The 18617-nt window shown below is 66.1% G+C and carries 19 protein-coding genes; 7 read left to right on the top strand and 12 right to left on the bottom strand.

The window, feature by feature from the left end:
* The first annotated feature begins 11 nt into the window (after positions 1-11).
* Positions 12-524 carry an N-acetyltransferase gene (locus tag Q0030_RS09335; RefSeq protein ID WP_298365697.1) on the top strand — a complete coding sequence of 171 codons (513 nt, stop codon included), beginning with the start codon at positions 12-14 and terminating at the stop codon, positions 522-524.
* A gap of 114 nt (positions 525-638) precedes the next feature.
* On the top strand, positions 639-956 hold the full coding sequence (locus tag Q0030_RS09330; protein WP_298365695.1) for an EthD family reductase: 318 nt from the start codon (positions 639-641) through the stop codon (positions 954-956).
* A 59-nt stretch (positions 957-1015) separates the two neighbouring features.
* Here the strand turns inward: Q0030_RS09330 and Q0030_RS09325 are convergent, their stop codons facing one another.
* The 6 genes from Q0030_RS09325 to Q0030_RS09300 form a co-directional block, all read right to left on the bottom strand.
* Positions 1016-3382 carry a TonB-dependent receptor gene (locus Q0030_RS09325; protein ID WP_298365693.1) on the bottom strand — a complete coding sequence of 789 codons (2367 nt, stop codon included), beginning with the start codon at positions 3380-3382 and terminating at the stop codon, positions 1016-1018.
* Between the two features lie 112 nt (positions 3383-3494).
* Complete coding sequence (locus Q0030_RS09320) at positions 3495-3917, bottom strand: DUF2946 family protein (RefSeq protein WP_298365690.1); 423 nt, start codon at positions 3915-3917, stop codon at positions 3495-3497.
* Between the two features lie 172 nt (positions 3918-4089).
* On the bottom strand, positions 4090-6153 hold the full coding sequence (locus tag Q0030_RS09315) for a hypothetical protein (protein ID WP_298365688.1): 2064 nt from the start codon (positions 6151-6153) through the stop codon (positions 4090-4092).
* 91 nt (positions 6154-6244) lie between these two features.
* A complete protein-coding gene (locus tag Q0030_RS09310; protein WP_298365768.1) occupies positions 6245-9055 on the bottom strand; it encodes a DUF4159 domain-containing protein in 2811 nt (936 codons plus the stop codon).
* On the bottom strand, positions 9055-9996 hold the full coding sequence (locus tag Q0030_RS09305; RefSeq protein WP_298365686.1) for a DUF58 domain-containing protein: 942 nt from the start codon (positions 9994-9996) through the stop codon (positions 9055-9057). The genes Q0030_RS09310 and Q0030_RS09305 overlap by 1 nt, the downstream gene beginning before the upstream one ends.
* A complete protein-coding gene (locus Q0030_RS09300; RefSeq protein WP_298365684.1) occupies positions 9996-11000 on the bottom strand; it encodes a MoxR family ATPase in 1005 nt (334 codons plus the stop codon). Before Q0030_RS09300 ends, Q0030_RS09305 begins: the two co-directional genes overlap by 1 nt.
* A 229-nt stretch (positions 11001-11229) precedes the next feature.
* On the opposite strand from Q0030_RS09300, the gene Q0030_RS09295 reads away from it, so the two are divergent.
* From Q0030_RS09295 to Q0030_RS09280, 4 genes are read left to right on the top strand one after another with little or no spacing between them, the layout of a single operon-like run.
* Complete coding sequence (locus Q0030_RS09295; protein ID WP_298365682.1) at positions 11230-11886, top strand: DUF1285 domain-containing protein; 657 nt, start codon at positions 11230-11232, stop codon at positions 11884-11886.
* Entirely contained in the window at positions 11883-12554 is a 672-nt protein-coding gene (locus tag Q0030_RS09290) for a CoA pyrophosphatase (RefSeq protein ID WP_212315580.1), read from the top strand. The genes Q0030_RS09295 and Q0030_RS09290 overlap by 4 nt, the downstream gene beginning before the upstream one ends.
* Positions 12551-12814: a DUF6111 family protein gene (locus Q0030_RS09285; RefSeq protein WP_298365679.1), complete on the top strand. Its 264-nt coding sequence runs from the start codon at positions 12551-12553 to the stop codon at positions 12812-12814. The genes Q0030_RS09290 and Q0030_RS09285 overlap by 4 nt, the downstream gene beginning before the upstream one ends.
* The gene (locus Q0030_RS09280; protein WP_298365677.1) at positions 12811-14067 is read left to right on the top strand and encodes a CCA tRNA nucleotidyltransferase; all 1257 of its coding nucleotides are present in this window, start codon (positions 12811-12813) and stop codon (positions 14065-14067) included. Before Q0030_RS09285 ends, Q0030_RS09280 begins: the two co-directional genes overlap by 4 nt.
* Positions 14068-14221: 154 nt before the next feature.
* On the opposite strand, the gene Q0030_RS09275 is transcribed toward Q0030_RS09280, so the two are convergent.
* The 6 genes from Q0030_RS09275 to Q0030_RS09250 form a co-directional block, all read right to left on the bottom strand.
* Positions 14222-14473, bottom strand: coding sequence for a DUF2158 domain-containing protein (locus tag Q0030_RS09275; RefSeq protein WP_298365675.1), 252 nt, complete (start codon positions 14471-14473; stop codon positions 14222-14224).
* 138 nt (positions 14474-14611) lie between these two features.
* Positions 14612-15352: an HAD family hydrolase gene (locus tag Q0030_RS09270; RefSeq protein WP_298365673.1), complete on the bottom strand. Its 741-nt coding sequence runs from the start codon at positions 15350-15352 to the stop codon at positions 14612-14614.
* Entirely contained in the window at positions 15343-16239 is an 897-nt protein-coding gene (hemF, locus tag Q0030_RS09265; protein WP_298365671.1) for an oxygen-dependent coproporphyrinogen oxidase, read from the bottom strand. The genes Q0030_RS09270 and hemF overlap by 10 nt, the downstream gene beginning before the upstream one ends.
* 2 nt (positions 16240-16241) lie before the next feature.
* The gene (locus Q0030_RS09260; protein ID WP_050404001.1) at positions 16242-16607 is read right to left on the bottom strand and encodes a 6-carboxytetrahydropterin synthase; all 366 of its coding nucleotides are present in this window, start codon (positions 16605-16607) and stop codon (positions 16242-16244) included.
* A 27-nt stretch (positions 16608-16634) separates the two neighbouring features.
* A complete protein-coding gene (queE, locus tag Q0030_RS09255) occupies positions 16635-17267 on the bottom strand; it encodes a 7-carboxy-7-deazaguanine synthase (RefSeq protein ID WP_298365668.1) in 633 nt (210 codons plus the stop codon).
* A 10-nt stretch (positions 17268-17277) separates the two neighbouring features.
* On the bottom strand, positions 17278-17763 hold the full coding sequence (locus Q0030_RS09250; RefSeq protein ID WP_298365666.1) for a tRNA (cytidine(34)-2'-O)-methyltransferase: 486 nt from the start codon (positions 17761-17763) through the stop codon (positions 17278-17280).
* A 277-nt stretch (positions 17764-18040) separates the two neighbouring features.
* On the opposite strand from Q0030_RS09250, the gene petA reads away from it, so the two are divergent.
* On the top strand, positions 18041-18571 hold the full coding sequence (petA, locus tag Q0030_RS09245) for a ubiquinol-cytochrome c reductase iron-sulfur subunit (protein WP_298365664.1): 531 nt from the start codon (positions 18041-18043) through the stop codon (positions 18569-18571).
* Positions 18572-18617: the final 46 nt, after the last annotated feature.

Genomic DNA, 18617 nt, shown 5'->3' with positions numbered 1-18617 from the left:
CGCGCCCCACAATGACTGAATTGTCCCTGACCATCCTGCCCGAGACCCCGAAAGACGCCCAGGCGATCGAGCGCCTGCATGAGCGTACCTTCGGGCCCGGCCGCTTCGCACTCAGCGCCTACCGGTTGCGCGAGCATGTCGATCATCTGCTCGATGTCTCCTTCACGGCGCGGATCGGCACGCTGCTGGTCGGTTCGGTGCGTCAGCTGCCGGTGTGCATCGGCGATACGCCGGCTTTGATGCTCGGGCCGTTGACGGTCGAGCCGCCGTTCCGCAGCCGCGGCGTCGGCCGCGCGCTGCTCGAACGCGCGATCAACGACGCCCGCGCCAAGGGCCATCGGTTGATCGTACTGGTCGGTGACGAGCCGTACTATTCGCGGGTCGGCTTCAAGCCGGTCCCGAAGGGACGGATGACGATGCCCGGCCCCGTCGACTACAGTCGCCTGCTTGTCATGGAACTGGTCGACGGCGCTGCCGAGGGCGTATCCGGGCCGATCCAGCCGGACTGGAGCAAGGCGATCTGACGTTCCCGCGAGCGTCGCCCGGAACGGTTGCGCGCTCTCGGAAACTGAAGCACAGTTGAGGCAAGCGCCGGGACAAGACCGGCGCATGTCATATCAACAGGGAGAGTGCGCGCCATGATCAAGGTCAGTGTGATGTATCCGAACAATCCAGGCGCACGCTTTGATCACGAGTATTACCGCGACAAGCACATGCCGCTGGTGAAGGCGCGCCTCGGCGACGCCTGCAAATACTACACCGTCGACAAGGGTCTCGCCGGCGGCGCACCGGGGACGCCCGCAACCTATGTCGGGATGTGCCACATCTTCTGCGACTCGGTTGAGGCCTTCGCGGCCGGCATGGGCAAGCACGCCCAGGAGATCATGGGCGACATTCCGAATTACACCGATCTGCAGCCGGTGATTCAGATCAGCGAAGTCGTCGTCGGCTACTGAACGGCGCGGACATCAGAGCATGATCCCTCTGCCGCTGATGGCAGAGGGATTCGCTCGTCTCAGAACTTCAGATTGGCGAAAGCCCGCACGCCGAGGCCCGGCATCAGCACCTCGTCCTTGGTGTAGGACACCGAGTTGCGGATATTCTGGTTGAGCAGATTGTTGCCGACCAGGCCAAGCGTCATCTCGCGCGCACCGATCCACGATTGATTGAGCTTGGTGTTGTAGGTGATCTCCGCGTTCAGCAGATTGTAACCCGCGGTCGGGGTCTCACCGATGACCGCGATGTTGTTCTGCGCGAAGGCGTGTACCAGGTTGATGCGGGTGAACCAGTTGCTGTCGCGCCAGTACACACCGCCGCCGAGCCGCACCGGCGGAATCCGCGGCACGTTGCTGCCGTCGGTGAAGGTGGCGCGCACCACGTCGAACTGGTTCTCGATGCCCCAGATGCCGCCGTTCAGCGGGCCGATGTCGAGCTGGCTCTGGAACTCGGCGCCGCGGAAGGTCGCATCGCGCTGCGAATAGACCGCCTGGCGGCCCTCGTTGCCGGGATCGCCGTTGCCGCAGGAGTCGAAATCGCTGCCGCACATCACGCCGGTCAGGCGGCGATAGATGAAATTGCTGAAGCGGGTGTAATAGGCGGTGGCCTCGAAGCGGAACGGTCCGGTCGCCTTGCGCAGGCCGACCTCGACCGATTTCGCGGTCTCGATGGTCAGGTTCGGATTGCCGATGTCGAAGGTCGCAGTCGCATCATGCGCGCCGCGCGAGAACAGCTCCGCGGGCTTCGGCGCGCGCTCGACATATTGCGCCGTGATGCTGCCGACGAGATCGCCCGGAAGGTTCTGGATCAGCCCGACACTGCCGCTGACCGGCGTGTAGGACGGATTGCGCGAAACCGAGCTTTGCGGCGCACCGTCCGGCAGGAAGTCCGCCGGGAAATCCGGCGTCGCTCCGTGCAGGTCGACATGCTCGATGCGGCCGGCGACCTGCGCCTTGGTCGAATCCGTGAACTTGAACTCGTTGAACACGTAACCCGCGATGCGGTTGTTGTTGTTCGGGCTCCACAGGCCATTGAACAGTGCGCCGGGGTTGTCCGGGCTCGGCGCCGTCAACTCCTGATGCCCGCCCTGCAGGCCGAACGCCGTGGTCACCGTGGCGAAGCGCGCGTTGAACGGCATCATCTGCACCTCGACGCGGGCCTCCTGCTCCTTGCTGGTGAAGGTCTGGCGCACGCCATCGCTGAACAGGTCGGTCGGATCGGCGAGGCCGAGCTCGTTGTGCCGATAGTCGGTCGCGCCGACCCAGAACCGCACGGCGTCGATTGCAGCCGCATCGGGCCGGTACTCGCCCTTCACAGCGATCTTGGTCTGGTGCGCGTCGATCCGGGTCTGGTGATCGGCGCCGTCGATTCCCGGAATGTGATAGAGCGAGTCGTTCTGGGTGATCGACGCACCGATATAGCCGCCCTGGAAGAAATAGGACGCGCCGACGGAAGCACCGTCCGACTGCGTCGCGGAGTTCGGCTGGCGGCCGTTCACCGGCCGGGTCTGATCGAACAGATACGGATAGCTCGGGATGCTGTAGTCGCTGCTGGTGCGGCCATAGACATCTGCGTGCACGGCGACATTGTTGCCGCCGGCGTCCAGCAGCATGCCGCCCTCGACGCCGCGATTGACCGAGCTCACCGACGTGCGGGTCTCGACATTGAGGCAGCCGGGCGCGCCTGTGTCGGCCAGCGGCGCTTTCATCGGCAGTCCGTAGCTCTGGAACGGTGCCGCCGCGCAAGCCGGCATCGCGTCGGGAATCCGGTTGTTGGTGGCGCTCACCACACCGCCGATCGAGGTCGAGCCGTAGCGTAGCGCGGCAGGTCCCCGCACCACCTCCAGCTGGTCGGTCGAGAACGGATCGATCGGCACGAAATGATCCTCGCCGAGATCCGAGACGCCGCCGCCACCGAGACCATTCTCGACAATGCCGACGCGGTTGACGTCGAGGCCGCGGATGATCGGCCGGCTCGATGCGCCGGGCGCGAAGCTCGAACCGGTGATGCCGGGCTTCGAGAACAGGAGGTCGCCCAGCGTGGCGCCGCCGGCGCGCCGCAGTTCCTCATTGGGCACCACGGTGACGGTGGCGAACTGGTCGGTGACGACGGGCAGCACGCCCTGTTGTGGCGTCGGTGCCGGTGCCGCTTGCGCGGGTTGCACCGCTGCGGCGCGTTCGCGGTTGCGGCTAGGTGCAGCCCGGACGACGTGAACCGGCGTACGCGTGGGCACAGTCCGATGCCGCTGGATCGGGCTTGGCGCCGTCACCGTGATGTCAGGGAGTTGCGTCGGCGTGTCATCGGCCAGCGCGCCGCTATGCATTGCGCCGAGCAGCAGCCAGCTCGCGCCTCCGATGTGGAGTGCTCGTTTCTTCTGAAGTGTCATTGTCCCGATCCAGGTGCCGTCGAAATGACGGATCGATCCCGATTTGCCCTACTGGAGCAGGCCGCAACTGTGACGCGGCCGTCCGCTCAGGGCGTGCAGCAATCAGTCGATGTCAGGACAAAGGAGGTGCGCGGGAGTGGAAGGCTGCCGGCGCCGACTTTAGATGGACGAATTCGGCATTGGTGGTGCGGAACAGAAGCTCGACGGCTTCCGGCAGCAACAGCAGCGGCGGCGCCGTGAACAGCACGCTGCTCGCGAGCGAGATGACGGCGCAGATCGCGCAATTATCGGCCGGGTGCCGGTCGTTGTCGTGCCTCGTGGGCGGCTCGGTCCTGGTCACCTGGACCGCGAGGTCCGGCGTCGCCGAGGTCCCGATATAGGCGAGGTCGAGCAGCGATAGGCCGGTCTGGACCGCGGGTGCCGCTTGCGCGGGCGCGATCGGGTGGAAGTGCCCGAACGACAGCACGAACTGGACGGCGAGCGCGAACAGCGCCAGCCGCGAACCAGTCTTGATATGTCTCCGGAACCACTTCACGCCGATTGAACCCCACCCATCGGGACGGCGCTCATTCCCCAGCCGCCCGATGTTACATTATAACATCGGAGGGTGGCCGCGATGTCAACGGTGGTTCAGACACACTATGTCGATCCGTTGCCGGTGTGTGATTGAGGCAACGGGGCCGATTGGACATTGAGCGCTGTTGGTCTCAGCGTCCCTCGCGCAGCCAAGTTGCCGCGAACGCGCCGAGCAACAGCAGCAGGCCGACCAGGCCGGCGAACATCGGCAGCACGCCGACGCCCTTGACCACGCTGGCGTCGCGCATCTTGACGCCGAGCCAGCCGTCGCCGCGGAAGATCGTTGACGCGCGCACCGGGACGACGCGGGGCATGTCGAGGCTCGAGCCGTCGACGATGCGCCGTGCGTCGCCGCCGGTCGCCTGCGCCAGCGGCTTCAGCATGTCGGTGGTCGAAGTGACTTCCGAGAATTCCTTCGGGTTGGTCGGGCCGACATTGATCAGCGCCTTCAGCGTGCCGTCGGTGGCCTGCCACAGGCCGAGCTCGCTCGCCGGCAACGTGGCGCGCCACTCGCCGGGATCGCCGGCGGTCAAGGTCAGCTCATGCGTGGCGCCGCTCGGCGACGTCACGGTGACCGGTGCGACGGTGTCGGCCATGGTCTGGCGCACCACTATGAGATCCTTGCCCTGCACCTGCATCCGCAGCGCCTCTTCGTCGAGGTCGGGCTGCTTCATCAGCCAGTGCGACACCCGCCGCAACAGATCGAGATGCGGTCCGCCGCCCTCATAGCCGCGCGCCCACAGCCAGATCTGGTCGGAGAGCAGCAGCGCGACGCGGCCTTCGCCGAAGCGGGACAGCAGCAGCAGCGGCTTGCCGTCAGCGCCGGTCATGACCGGCGGATTGATCGCGTTGCGGGTGTCGACGGTGCGGAAGAACCGGCTCCAATGCGGCGGCTCGGCATTCGAGCCTTCCAGCCCGCGCGTCACCGGGTGGCGTTTCCCGGCATCGCTCAAATGCGCGTAGAACGGCTTCTCGGTGACGCCGACCGGCTCGGCCGGCAGCACCGAATCCAGCGGCGTGCGCCAGATGCTGGTGGTCGAGGCGTAATCGGGGCCGGCCGAGACCAGCACCGCGCCGCCGGAGCGGACATAGCGCGCGATGTTGTCGAAATAGGCGATCGGCAGCACGCCCTGGCGGGCGTAGCGATCGAAGATGATCAACTGGAATTCGTTGATCTTCTGCTGGAACAGCTCACGGGTCGGAAACGCGATCAGCGACAGCTCGTTGATCGGCGTGCCGTCCTGCTTCTCCGGCGGACGCAGGATGGTGAAGTGGACGAGATCGACGCTGGGGTCGGACTTCAAGAGATTGCGCCAGGTGCGCTCGCCGGCATGCGGCTCACCGGACACCAGCAGCACGCGCAGCTTGTCGCGCACGCCGTCGATCGCCACCACGGCGCGGTTGTTGACCGGCGTCAGCTCGTTCTCGAGCGGTGAGGCCTCGATCTCGACGATGTTGGGCCCGGCATGCTTGATGTCGATATCGACGCTGGAGGTCTGGCCGCTGGTCAGCGTGCGCTCGTTGATCACCTCGCCGTCGCGGCGGATCGTGACCTTGGCGCGCTCGCCGGTGACGCCCTGATCGTCGAGCCGGTAGGTGATGGTCTGGGTCTGGCCGACGATGCCGAAGCGGGGCGCGGCCGTGATCGCGATGCGGCGATCGCGCTCGTCCTTGCGGCCGGTGATCAAGGCGTGCACCGGCGCCTGGAAGCCGAGCGCCTGGGCGTTGGCGGGAATGTCGTGCACGCGGCCGTCGGTGATCATGAACGCGCCGGCGACGCGCTCGACCGGAACGTCTGACAGTGCCGACGTCAGCGCGCCGAACAGCTTGGTGCCGTCGGTTTCGCCGTCGGCCTGGCCGGCCTCGACGACGCGGACCTCGAGGCCCTTGATCTGCTTCAGGCTGTCGACCAGCGCCTGCCGCGCCTTGTCGGTCTCCTGATTGCGCGTGCCGAAATTCTGGCTCGGGCTCTTGTCGACCACGACGGCGGCGACCGAGGTCAACGGCTCGCGGTCCTCGCGGGTAAAGGACGGATTGGCCAGCGCAAGCAGGATCAGCGCCAGCGCGGCGACACGCACCGCGGCACCGCGCGCACGCGACAGCAACAGCAGCACCGCGATGACGACGATCGCGCCGAGCGCGATCCACAGCACGATCGAAGGAACCAGCGGTGTGAACGCGATACCGTAGTTCATGGCTTGTTTCTATTCGTTGTGAGCATGATCTCCGCGCAAACGCTTGCGTTTGTCGCGAGGGAAAACCGGTTCCCACTTTTCCGGATCATGCTCATTGTCCCAGCCGCTCGATCAAAGCAGGCGCGTGCACTTGGTCGGCCTTGTAGTTGCCGGTCAGCGTGTACATCACGATGTTGACGCCGGCGCGGAACGCGAATTCACGCTGGCGCGGCTCGCCCGGGGTCAACGGCAGCATCGGCTGCCCGTCGGGACGGATCGCCCAGGCGCCGGCGAGGTCGTTCGACGTGATGATGATCGGCGAGACACCGTCGCCGCCGCGTGCCGGGCGCTGCGCGGCCTCCTCATCGTCCTCGCGCGGCAGCGCCTCGACCCAGGTCTGGCCGGTGTTGAAGCGGCCGGGGAAGTCGCGCAACAGATAGAACGTCTTGGTCAGCACGTGCTCGCGCGGCACCGGCTCGAGCTCGGGCACGTCGAGGGTCGACAGCAATTCGCGCAGCGTCTGCATACCCGGCGTCTGCGACGCGCCATTGTCGCCCGGCGGCGCCTCGACGGCGTCGCGGGTGTCGAAGATCACGGTGCCGCCCTGCTTCATGTAGGCGTCGATCTTGTTGATGGCGTCCTGCGCCGGCTTCGGCGCGCCGGGCACGATCGGCCAGTAGATCAGCGGGAAGAATGCCAGCTCGTCGCGTGCGGGATCGATGCCGACGGGATCGCCGGCCTCCAGCGCCGTGCGCTGGCCGAGGAACAGCGTCAGTCCGGACATCCCGGCCTTGACGATGGAATCGACGTCGGCATTGCCCGTCACGACATAGGCGAGCCGCGTCTGCGACACCGCCTTGATGGCGAAGTCATCACTGCTGGCGTTCTGCGCGCGGGTCGGCGACGGCACCATCGTGGTCGTAAGGATGAAAGCCAAGGCAAGCGCCGCAGGCGCCGCGCGCCGCCGGATCAGCGCGGCGAGTCCGCCGCCGAGCATCGCCACCACGATCGCATCGAGCAGGAACAGCGCCAGCGCCGTCGACAGCATGATGCCGCGCAGGTCACGCGGCTCGGTGTTGGTGTAGGTCGCATGCTTCGCGCGCAGGCCGGAGGTATCGAGCGGCGCAATGCGGTCGGCGGAGGCCAGCGTGTTGACCGCGATCGGGCTCTCGGCGGTGCCGTAGAAGCCGGGCGGATGGTCCGCGGTGCCGCGGTCGCGGTAGTCCGCCGACATCGGCTTGGCGGTCGAGGGTGGCGGACCGAACGCGCCGAAGCCGTCGAGCGTACGCAGCGGCGCCACCGTTTCGGCATTGGGATCGCCGGCGACGCCGGGGCCGGGCTTCGAGGTGTAGCCGGACATGTCGATCAGCCGGCGCAGCATCTCGACGAAGGTGCCGGACATCGGCAGATCAGACCAGCGCATGTCGGCGCCGACATGGAACAGGCTGACCACGCCCTTGCCGCGACGCTCGCCGGTGACGAGCGGCGTGCCGTCCTCGAGCGAGGCCCAGCTCTTGGTCGCGAGCACGGCGTCGGGCTCGGCCAGCACCTGGCGGCTGACGGTGATGTCCTTCGGCACAATGAGGCCTGTGAACGGGCCGTCGGCGGCGAACGAGGCCATGTGTTGCGGCTTCTCCCAGGTCAGGCTGCCGCCGAGGGTGCGTCCGCCGCGGCGCAGCTTGACCGGAACGAGGTCGTCATCGGCCTGGGCGAGGCGGGGACCTGCGAAGCGCACCAGCACGCCGCCTTGCTCGATCCAGGCGTTGAGCCGGTCGCGGATTTCCGGCGACAGCGTGCCGACATCGGCCATCACGATCATCGGCAGCCGCTGGTCGAGGAATTGCCCGATCACCTGCTGCGGCGCTCCGCGATCGCCGAGCCTGACGTCGGCGAACGGCGACAGCGCGCGCGAGAGATAAAAGGTCGAAGCCAGCAGCGGCTGGGCGGTGTCGTTGCTCGCACCCGAGACCACGCCGATGGCGCGGCGGCGCCAGCGCCGGTCGAGCAGCTGCACGGCGCCGGCCGAATGCTCGCCGGAAATTTCGAGCCGCGCGATGTCGTTGCGCAGTTCGACCGGAAGATCGAAGGCGGCTTCGGTCTCGCGCTCCTGCGGGCCAAAGCTGTAGCGGGCCTCGCCGATCGGCGAGCCCTTGGCGTCGACCGCGCGCACCGTTCCCGCCGCGATACCGCTCTCGGTGCGCAACACCTTGACGGTCATCTTGGCGGCGGCGTTCTCGGCCGCGACCAGCGCCTGCGCCGATTGCGCGCCGCCGGCATAGATCGTCAGATTGCGGCTCTCGATCACCTTGCCGAGACCTTCGGTGAATTCGCTGCCGCGGCCGGTGTCGACGCCGTCGGACAGCCAGGCGATGTCGCAGTCGCCGGTCGATTTGAGGAAACGTTCCAGCGTCGCCAGGGTTTCAACGCGATCGATCGAGTAGGGCTTTGGCGCAAGCTGGCGCAGCGCGACGCGCGCGGCGCCGGCCGGCATCAGTGTGATGTCGCGCGCGGGCTCGGACAGCGGCACCAGCGCGACGCCGCGGCGGTCGCTGTCGGCATTGGTAACCAACTCGTCCGCGGCCTTGATCCGCGCATCCCAACTCGAGGCCGCGCTCCAGCCGTCGTCGAGCAGGATCACCAGCGGCTGCTTGCCGGCGGCAACGCCGGTCTGCGGATTCCAGATCGGTCCGGCGGCGGCGAAAATGACCAGCGCGGCGGCGGCGAGCCGCAGCAGCGTCAGCCACCACGGCGTGCGCGACGGCGTCTCCTCCTTGGGCGCGATGTCGAACAATAGCCGTGTCGGCGGAAACTCGACCCGGCGCGGCCGCGGCGGCATCACGCGCAGCAGCCACCACAGCACCGGCAGACTGACCAGCCCCAATAGCAGCAACGGTTCGGCGAAGGAGAGCGGGAGGCCTGCGATCATGCGCTGCGTCCCGCCTTGACGGTTGAGCGGCCGCCGCCCTTGCTCACCATCATGCCCGCGTGCAGGAACAGCAGCAGTTCGGCCGCGGAGCGGCTGGTGGTATGGGTCGAGAACAGCCAGTCGAGCCGGTTGGTCTCGCTGCGGATCTGGTCGCGATGCAGCGCGACGCGCGCGACATAGTCGCTGGCCCAGCTCTCGGCGCGGCCCGCGGTGATGACGCTGCCGGCCTCCGGCTCGACGAATTCGACGCGGCCAGAATAGGGGAAGGTCTCTTCGGCGGGATCGACGACCTGGATCAGGGTGCCGTGCGCGCCGGAGGAGGAGAGCCCGGCCAGCATCGCCGTGATCTCGGCGATCGGCGACCAGAAATCCGACAGCACGACGATCTCGGCCAGCGACGACGGCACGAAGGACGGCGGCAGGCTCGCGCGCGTCGTCTCGTCGTGCAACATCGCTTCCGCCATCTTGTCGATCACGTTGAGGCTTGCGGTCGGGTTCAGCAGGCCGGGAATGCCGACGCGTTCTCCGCCCGCAACGAGCAGCTCGGCAAGCGCGAAGGCGACGATCAGTCCGCGCTCCAACTTGCTGTCGCGGGCGTCGCGCGAGGCAAAGGCCATCGAAGGCGAGCGGTCGGGCCAGATCCACACGGTGTGTGCGGCCTCCCACTCCTGCTCGCGGACATAGAGATGGTCATCGCGCGCCGAGCGGCGCCAGTCGACGCGCTGCGACGGCTCGCCGGATACGAAGCGGCGATATTGCCAAAAATTCTCGCCCGAGCCGGCGCGGCGGCGGCCGTGCAGGCCATGGATGACGTTTGCGGCGACACGGCGGGCCTCAAGCACAAGACGCGGCAGCGATGCGGCGAGCGTTCGGCTTTCGCCATCGGCACGTCGAACCGCCAGGATCTCCTCGTTCTGGTGCCTGTTGTCTGCCGCCATCAACCGATCCGCGTCTTCAACTGCCTGATCACGTCAGGAATGGTGTGGCCCTCGGCGCGCGCCGAGAAGGTCAGCGCCATGCGATGCTTGAGGACGGGCTCGGCGAGATCGAGCACGTCGTCGATCGACGGCGCGAGCCTTCCATCAAGCAGCGCGCGGGCGCGCACCGCGAGCATCAAGGACTGGCTGGCGCGGGGACCGGGTCCCCAGGCGATCAGCTTGCCGGCTTCGCCGCCCTCGGTGCCGGGGCGCGCGGCGCGCACCAGCGTCAGGATCGCCTCGACCACGGAATCGCCGACCGGCAGGCGACGCACCAGGCGTTGCGCCGTGATCAGCGTCTCGGCGTCCATCGACGCCTTGGCGAGCGTCTCCTCGGCGCCGGTGGTTTCGAACAGGATGCGCCGCTCGGCGTCGCGATCGGGATAGTCGACGTCGATTTCCATCAGGAAGCGGTCGAGCTGTGCTTCGGGCAGCGGATAGGTGCCTTCCTGCTCGAGCGGATTCTGCGTCGCGAGCACGTGGAACGGCTTCGGCAAATCGTGACGCGCGCCGGCAATGGTGATGTGCTGCTCCTGCATGGCTTGCAGCAGCGCCGACTGGGTGCGCGGGCTGGCGCGGTTGATCTCGTCGGCCATCAGGAGCTGCGCGAACACCGGACCCGAGATGAAGCGGAACGAGCGCTTGCCGGCCGAATTCTCGTCGAGCACTTCTGCGCCGAGAATGTCCGACGGCATCAGGTCGGGCGTGAACTGGATGCGCTTGGCGTCGAGCCCGAGCGTGACGCCGAGCGTCTCGACCAGCTTGGTCTTCGCAAGGCCGGGCACGCCGATCAACAGCGCGTGGCCGCCGGACAGGATCGTCACCAGGGTGTTTTCGATCACCTGGTCCTGGCCGAAAATGACCGTGGAGACCGCTTCCTTGGCGGCCTTGATCTGGCCCGCGACCTGTTCGGCCGAACGGACGATCACATCCTCCAGTTTCTCGACGCTGTCTGCACCGGCCATTCGATCCGCTCCTTCTTGACGATGCGCTCGATTCTCGCGTCGTCACCACATGGCTTGCATGCTAAACCTATGCGAAGGCCATGTATTCGTTGAATTAAACTATCCCCACCTTATCGGTATTTCAGGGTATGAACGGCATCACGATGTGGCGAGAATGACATCCCGACCACATCTCAGAATACGTGCACCAAATGTGCCAGATTGAGGATAGGAAACTTCAGGGCAAACAATGGCGAAGCAAGGGCAGAGCGATTCCGGCAGTGAAACTACGGGGCTCGAAACGAAGGCCCTCGGAGGCAAGGGCCTCGAAGGGCTGACCACTGCCGCCAATCAAGCTGCGACATCGGGTCCAGCCGGACGCAAGGGCCTGCCGCCGGTTCATCTATGGAATCCGCCGTTCTGCGGCGATCTCGACATGCGAATCGCGCCCGACGGCACCTGGTTCTACATGGGAACGCCGATCGGACGCCCCGCGCTGGTGCGGCTGTTCTCCACGATCCTGAAGCGCGAGGACGGCAAGCACTTTCTCGTGACACCGGTCGAGAAGGTCGGCATCCGCGTCGACGACGCGCCGTTCCTTGCCGTGGAAATGCAGACGGAAGCAGACGCGCGCGGCCGTTTGCTCCGGTTCCGGACCAATGTCGATGACTGGGTCGATTGCGAGCAGGGCCACGGCCTCAGATTCGAGGCCGCGGAGGATGGCGGATTGACGCCCTATCTGCATGTCCGTGCCGACCTGTGGGCGAAGGTCACCCGCGCGCTCTACTACGATCTGGTTGACATGGGCGAGGAGCGGATGGTCGATGGTCAGGAGATGTTCGGCATCGAGTCCGGCGGCGAATTTTTCGCGATGGCCGATGCCAGCCAGGTGAGGGGTGTACTTTGAACGAGCCGTTGCTGAAGGTGAAGCCGGCGACGATCAGCTCGACGGAATTCTTCGCGCGAGCCCGCACGCGGCTCGATTTCGAAGTGCCGCCGGGCCTGGTCGATCCGCATATCATTCCGCGCACCGGAGATTCCGGCAACGATCGCATGTTGGAGATTGTCGCGCAGGAGCAGCCGGTGCGGCCGGCCGCGGTGCTGATCCCGGTGGTCGATCATCCCGAGCCGACCGTGCTGTTGACGCAGCGTTCGCCCAATCTGTCGAGTCATGCTGGCCAGATCTCGTTTCCCGGCGGCAAGATCGACGCGACCGACGCCTCGCCGCTCGATGCGGCGCTGCGCGAAGCCTGTGAAGAAGTCGGGCTGAAGCGGGAATTCATCGACCCTGTCGGCTATCTCGACCTCTATGGCACCGCATTCGGCTTCCGCATCCTGCCGACGGTCGCCAGGGTGAAGCCGGGATTTGCCCTGGAGATCAATGAGGCCGAGGTCGTCGATGCGTTCGAGGTGCCGCTCGCTTTCCTGATGAACCCCGAGAATCATCAGATCCACACCAAGGAATTCCGCGGCATGGACCGGTCCTACTACGCGATGCCGTTCGCCGAGCGCTACATCTGGGGCGCGACCGCCGGCATCCTGCGGGTGCTGTATGAACGGATCTATTTGTCATGATCCGCACGGTGTTGACCGAGGTCGGAATCTTTCTGGTCCCTTTCGCGGTCTATGCCATCTTCCTCATCGCGACGCGGTCCGGCGTGACGCTGCCGGCATCCTGGCCGCTCGACATGATCGCGAAGCTGACGCTGGCGGCGCTGGTGCTGGTCATCGTGAGCTTCGTGCTGCTCGCCGAATTGACCGGCGCGCCGCCGAACTCGACCTACGTTCCCGCCCATATCGAGAACGGCAGGCTGGTGCCGGGAGCTGAGAAATGAGCGAGGTGCGCTTGTTGTCCGACGCGCCATGGCTCGCTTCGGGGCCCGCGGCGCGCGTGCTCGGCCTGCTCAATGCCGACGGCGAGGAAGCGCGGGTGATCGGCGGTGCCGTGCGCAACGCGCTGATGCAAATTCCTCTCGCTGACATCGACATCGCCACCACGGCGCTGCCGGAGGAGGTGATCCGCCGTGCCAAGCGGGCGGCCATCAAGAGCGTGCCGACCGGCATCGAGCACGGCACGGTGACCCTGGTTGTCGACGGCCAGCCCTTCGAGGTGACGACGCTGCGCGAGGACACCGAGACCTATGGCCGCAAGGCCAAGGTGGCATTCGGGCGCGACTGGGTGCGCGACGCCGAGCGGCGCGACTTCACCATCAACGGCCTGTCGGTCGACGCTTCGGGCGTCGTGCATGATCACGTCGGCGGTCTCGCCGACATCGCAGCGAGGCGCGTGCGCTTCATCGGCGATCCTGCGCAGCGGATTGCCGAGGATTATCTGCGCATCCTGCGCTTCTTCCGTTTCCACGCCGCCTATGGTGCAGGCGAGGTCGATCGCGCCGGCTATCTCGCCTGTGTCAGCGGACGCGCCGGACTTGCCGGCCTCTCGGCCGAGCGCATCCGCATGGAGATGCTCAAGCTCGTGGTCGCGAACGGCGCCGCCGGCGCGGTGGTCGCGATGGGTGATGGCGGGTTGCTGCTGCCGCTGTTCGGCGGCGTCGCCTATACCGGGCCGTTCGCGGCGATGATCGAGATCGAGCAGCTGATGGCGCTCAAGCCGAGCGCGACGCGCCGGCTCGCCGCGTTGGCGGTCGCCGTGACCGAGGACGCGCGGCGCATCGCGAGCCGGCTGCGGCTCTCCAACGCCGAGGCCAAGGCGCTCGATTCGATGGGCCATCGCTGGTGGCGCCTGCCCGGCATGGACGAGGCGCATGCCAAGCGCAGGCTCTACCGGCTCGACGAGGAGCCCTATCGCGACCGGCTGCTGCTCGCCTGGGCGCGAACCGGCGCGCGGGGCGATGTCGACCAATGGCGTGCGCTCGCCACGCTGCCGCAGCGCTGGCGCGCGCCTCACTTTCCGTTGCGGGCGTCGGATTTCATCGCGCGCGGGATTGCCGAGGGACCGGCGCTCGGGCATGTCCTGACTCTGGCTGAGGATGCCTGGCTAGCTGCGGATTTCCCGCTGGATCCGCAGGTGTTGTCTGGCATCGCCGACCAGACCGTTTCCCGCTTCACCCGCGACCATCGGCTCTAGATTTTCTTGCCGGGTTTCTCGCCGGATTTTCTTGCCGGCATCTCGATGCCGCCGTGATCATCGGCGGCATGGTGACGATTGGCTGAACGACGATTGAATTTCGTGTGGAGACGATGCCGCCGGCATGTGCCAGGCAGCATCGCGCCAACAGATCTCAAGCCGCCTTGCGCTTCTTCTTGCGGTCGCCGTCGTCGTCCTCGTCTTCGTCGTCCTCTTCTTCCTCGTCGTCGTCTTCGTCCTCGTCGTCTTCCTCTTCATCATCTTTCGGATCGATTTCGGCCGACTCGAGTGCGACGAGCGGCAGGGTTTCGCGAAACAGGTCGCCGTCCGTGCCCATCCACAGGCACTCGACCTTGTCTTCGTCGACTTCGACCACCGTGATCGGATGGCCGCCGGATTTCAGCATGACGACATCGCCTGGTTTCAGTTCCATGATTTTCCCTCCGCGCTGGATGACGCGGACGGCAAGCTAGCGACCGGTGATGACAGTGCGATCACGGCCGGCGCCTGGCGCGCTGGATTTGCTGTGAAAACAGAAGCTGCGTTATTTGCGCGCGGCCGGAACCAGTTCGGTCAGCGAGCGGATGATGCGGTCGGGCTTGATCGTCGATCCCGGCGGCAGCCCAACACCGTGCACGTCCATCCAGATCGCGTAGATACCGAGCCGCTGCGGCGCCACGACTTCCCATTCCAGATTGTCGCCGATCATCCAGGTATCGGCTGCGGTGACGCCGAGTGCTTGCATCGCGTGCAGATAGGCACGCTCCTCCGGCTTGCCGAAACCGTGCTCGCCCTCGATCTGGATGTGATCGAAGCGATGGCCGAGCGCGAAACGCTCGACCTTGGCGCGCTGCATGTCGGCGGCGCCGTTGGTGACCAGCGCGAGCTTGATGCCAAGCGCCTTGAACGTATCGATCGCTTCATGCGCGCCGGGGAAGATGAACATCTCCTCTTCGCGATAGGCGGTGAAGCGATCGGCGATGCGGTCCGCGAGATCGTCCGGCAGCGCACGGTGGCCGGCCGCCGCCAGCTGAGCGAAGCCGCCCTTCACGGTCAGCCGGCGTGCCTCGCCGAGCTTGATCCGCCAGATCGGCTCGGCGGTCGACCAGAATTGCCGTGCATAGGCCAACAGCGCCGTCGCGACCATGTCCGGGGGCAGGGGGGCGAGCTCCGCGGCGAATTCGGTGGTGATCGTGTTCCACGCGATCTCGGGACGTCCGTAGGCCGACAGGATGGTGTCATCCATGTCGATCAGCATCGCGCGCGGCAGGTTCATTACGGCCATTTCACCTCCGGCGGCAGCGACGACAGGATCGAATCGACATTGCCGCCGGTCTTCAGGCCGAAGATGGTGCCGCGATCATAGAGCAGGTTGAACTCGACATAGCGGCCGCGGCGGATCAGCTGCTCGTCGCGATCTTCCGTGCTCCAGTCGGTCTCGAAATTGCGCCGCACCAGGTCGGGATAGATCTTCAGGAAGCTGCGCCCGACGTCCTGGGTGAAGGCGAGATCGGCCTCCCAGTCGCCGCTGTCGTGCCAGTCATAGAAGATGCCGCCGACGCCGCGGGCTTCCTTGCGGTGTGGCAGATAGAAATAGTCGTCGCACCATTTCTTGTACTTGTCGTAGTCCGCGACGCCGTTCGGCCCGCTGCAGGCCTCTTTCATCGCGCCATGGAAGGCGACCGTATCGGGGTCTTCCTGGGTGCGCCGCCGGTTCAGCACCGGGGTCAAATCGGCTCCGCCGCCGAACCAGGCCTTGGTGGTGACGACGAAGCGGGTGTTCATGTGCACGGCGGGCACGTTCGGATTGCGCAAATGTGCGATCAGCGAAATGCCCGAGGCCCAAAATCGTGGATCGTCGGCGGCACCCGGAATCTGCGCGCGGAATTCGGGAGCGAACTCGCCATGCACGGTCGAGCAGTGCACGCCGACCTTCTCGAACAGCCGGCCCTTCATGATCGACATCACGCCACCGCCGCCGGGCTTGCCGGTATGGTCGGTGCGATCCCAGGGGGTGCGCACGAACCGGCCGGCATTGCCGGGATAGAGCGCGGAGGGGGCGTCGTCCTCGAGCTTCTCGAAGGCCGTGCAGATGTCGTTGCGCAGCGTCTCGAACCAGCTGCGCGCACGCGCCTTGCGGTTTTCGATGATGGCGGGGTCTGTTGGCAGCATGGCTAACCTTGCGGGCCGAAATAGGTGCAGCTCTCGTTGCAGCTGTCGCGATGGACGCTGACGCGGGTCAGCTTGCCCGCGTGCTGCAGCCGCTCCCAGATGAAGCGTGAGAGATTCTCCAGCGTCGGGACACCGATCGCCTCGATCTTGTTCAGGAACTTGTGGTCGAGCGTCTTCTGCACCTCGGCCATGGCGCGTTCGAGCAGGCCGAGATCGATCACCATCCCGGTTTTGGGGTCGGGCGTGCCACGGACGGTAACCTCGGCTCGAAACGAGTGACCGTGGATCTCCTCGCTGGCAGTGCCAAAGGTCGTTCCGGATAGCGCATGCGCAGCCTCGAACCGAAACGCTTTCGTCAATTCCCACATCTCTCTCAACAATCCAATTCTGTTAGCTCATCTAATGCCGAGCGTCTTGTGCGTCTGCACGCTGAGGCGCCATTGCGGGTGCTTCAGGCAGTATGCGATCGCCCGCTCGGTATTCTCGATCACGTCGGGGCCGTCCATCGGCTGCAGCGAGAAGCGCTCGAAGGCGAGGCCGGCGAAATCCTCCGGCGCGTTCTCCGGCTGCGGATAGACCAGCTTGAGTTCGTGCCCCTTGCGCACCACGAGCTCGGAGGCGGCCTTGGGGCTGACGCAGATCCAGTCGAGCCCATCGGGCGGCGCGATGGTGCCGTTGGTCTCGATCGCGATCGCAAAGCCGTGGCCGTGCAGGGCCTCGATCAGCACGGTATCGACCTGCAGCAGCGGCTCGCCGCCGGTCAGCACCACGTAGCGGTCGGCTTCGCCCCCGGTCCATTGCGCGGCAATGGTGCCGGCCAGCTCGTCGGCGGTCGCATAGCGGCCGCCGAGCGTGCCGTCGGTGCCGACGAAATCGGTGTCGCAGAACCGGCAGACTGCCGCAGTGCGGTCCTGCTCGCGGCCGCTCCAGAGGTTGCAGCCGGCGAAGCGGCAGAACACGGAGGCCCGGCCCGCATGGGCGCCTTCGCCCTGCAGGGTGAGAAAGATCTCCTTGACCGCGTAGCTCACCAAAAATCCCTTAAGTTGCCGAACCGGCAATTCCTGAACCGGCAAGTCCTGAGCCGGTTTGCCGCAGCGCCTCTCCGACTGCCATGGCCGCGGTGACCGCCACATTGAGCGAACGCAAGGACGGCTTGATCGGAATCAGCAGCCGCGCGTCCGCGGCGGCCACAACCGCCTCGGTCACCCCTGCCGTTTCGCGCCCGAACAGCAGGACATCGGAGGCCGTATACGCGAAATCAAGGTAGGATTTCGCCGCCTTGGTCGTGAATAGGACCAGCCGGCATCCGGCCTCGGCCCGCCATTCCTCGAATTTCGACCATGAGTCGTGACGCTTCAACCGCACATGGTCGAGATAGTCCATACCCGCCCGGCGGAAATTCCGGTCCGAGGTGTCGAATCCCGCCGGTTCGATGATATGGGCTGACACGTTCAGGCAGGCGCAGAGGCGCAGAATCGTCCCTGTATTCTGGGGGATGTCGGGCTGGAACAGCGCGATCTGCATGGTGTGGGCGACCTGTGAAATCCGGATGAAATTGTCTCAATAAAACATCGCTCGGCGCGGATTTCGTGCATTGCACGTGTGCGAGCCGATAGCGGGCTTGCGCTCGTCCGGCAAGGGTGCCAATAGAACGATTCTGGACTGCTGTTCCGCCATTTGGGGTGGGGAATAGCGGTTTTCTGCCGCCGCGGGGGCCGCGGGCGCCGGCAGCCTTTCTTGGGGCGCGTTCTGCGTCTCCGGGGCGGTTCCACCGGCTGCAGAAAAGAAAGGGCTAGGAATCGTGACGACAGCGTCTTCGGCGGACCATCCGACACGCCGTGATTTTCTTTTTGTTGCAACCGGAGCTGCCGCCGCAGTCGGCGCAGCCGCGACCGTCTGGCCGCTGGTTGCCCAGATGAACCCGGATGCCGCGACGATCGCGGCCGGCGCGCCGATCCAGGTCGATCTGACCCCGATCGCCGAGGGCCAGGACATCAAGGTTTTCTGGCGCGGCAAGCCGATCTACATCAGCCATCGCACCAAGAAGCAGATCCAGGAGGCCCAGGGCGTGGCGCTCTCGAGCCTGCCCGATCCGCAGCCCGACTCGGCCCGCGTCAAGGCCGGCCACGACCAGTGGCTGGTCGTGATCGGCATCTGCACCCATCTCGGCTGCATCCCGATCGCCCATGAGGGCAATTACGACGGCTTCTTCTGCCCCTGCCACGGCTCGCAGTACGACTCCTCCGGTCGTATCCGCCAGGGGCCGGCGCCCGCCAACCTGGCGGTGCCGCCCTACGCCTTCCTTACCGACACCAAAATCCAGATCGGCTAAGTCCCGGACCCTCCGGGACTTCGGCTTCCCCTTGGACCCATCGCGT

This window comes from uncultured Bradyrhizobium sp. (assembly GCF_947648125.1).
Classification (GTDB): Bacteria; Pseudomonadota; Alphaproteobacteria; order Rhizobiales; family Xanthobacteraceae; genus Bradyrhizobium.
This window is presented reverse-complemented; position numbering and strand designations above follow the sequence as displayed.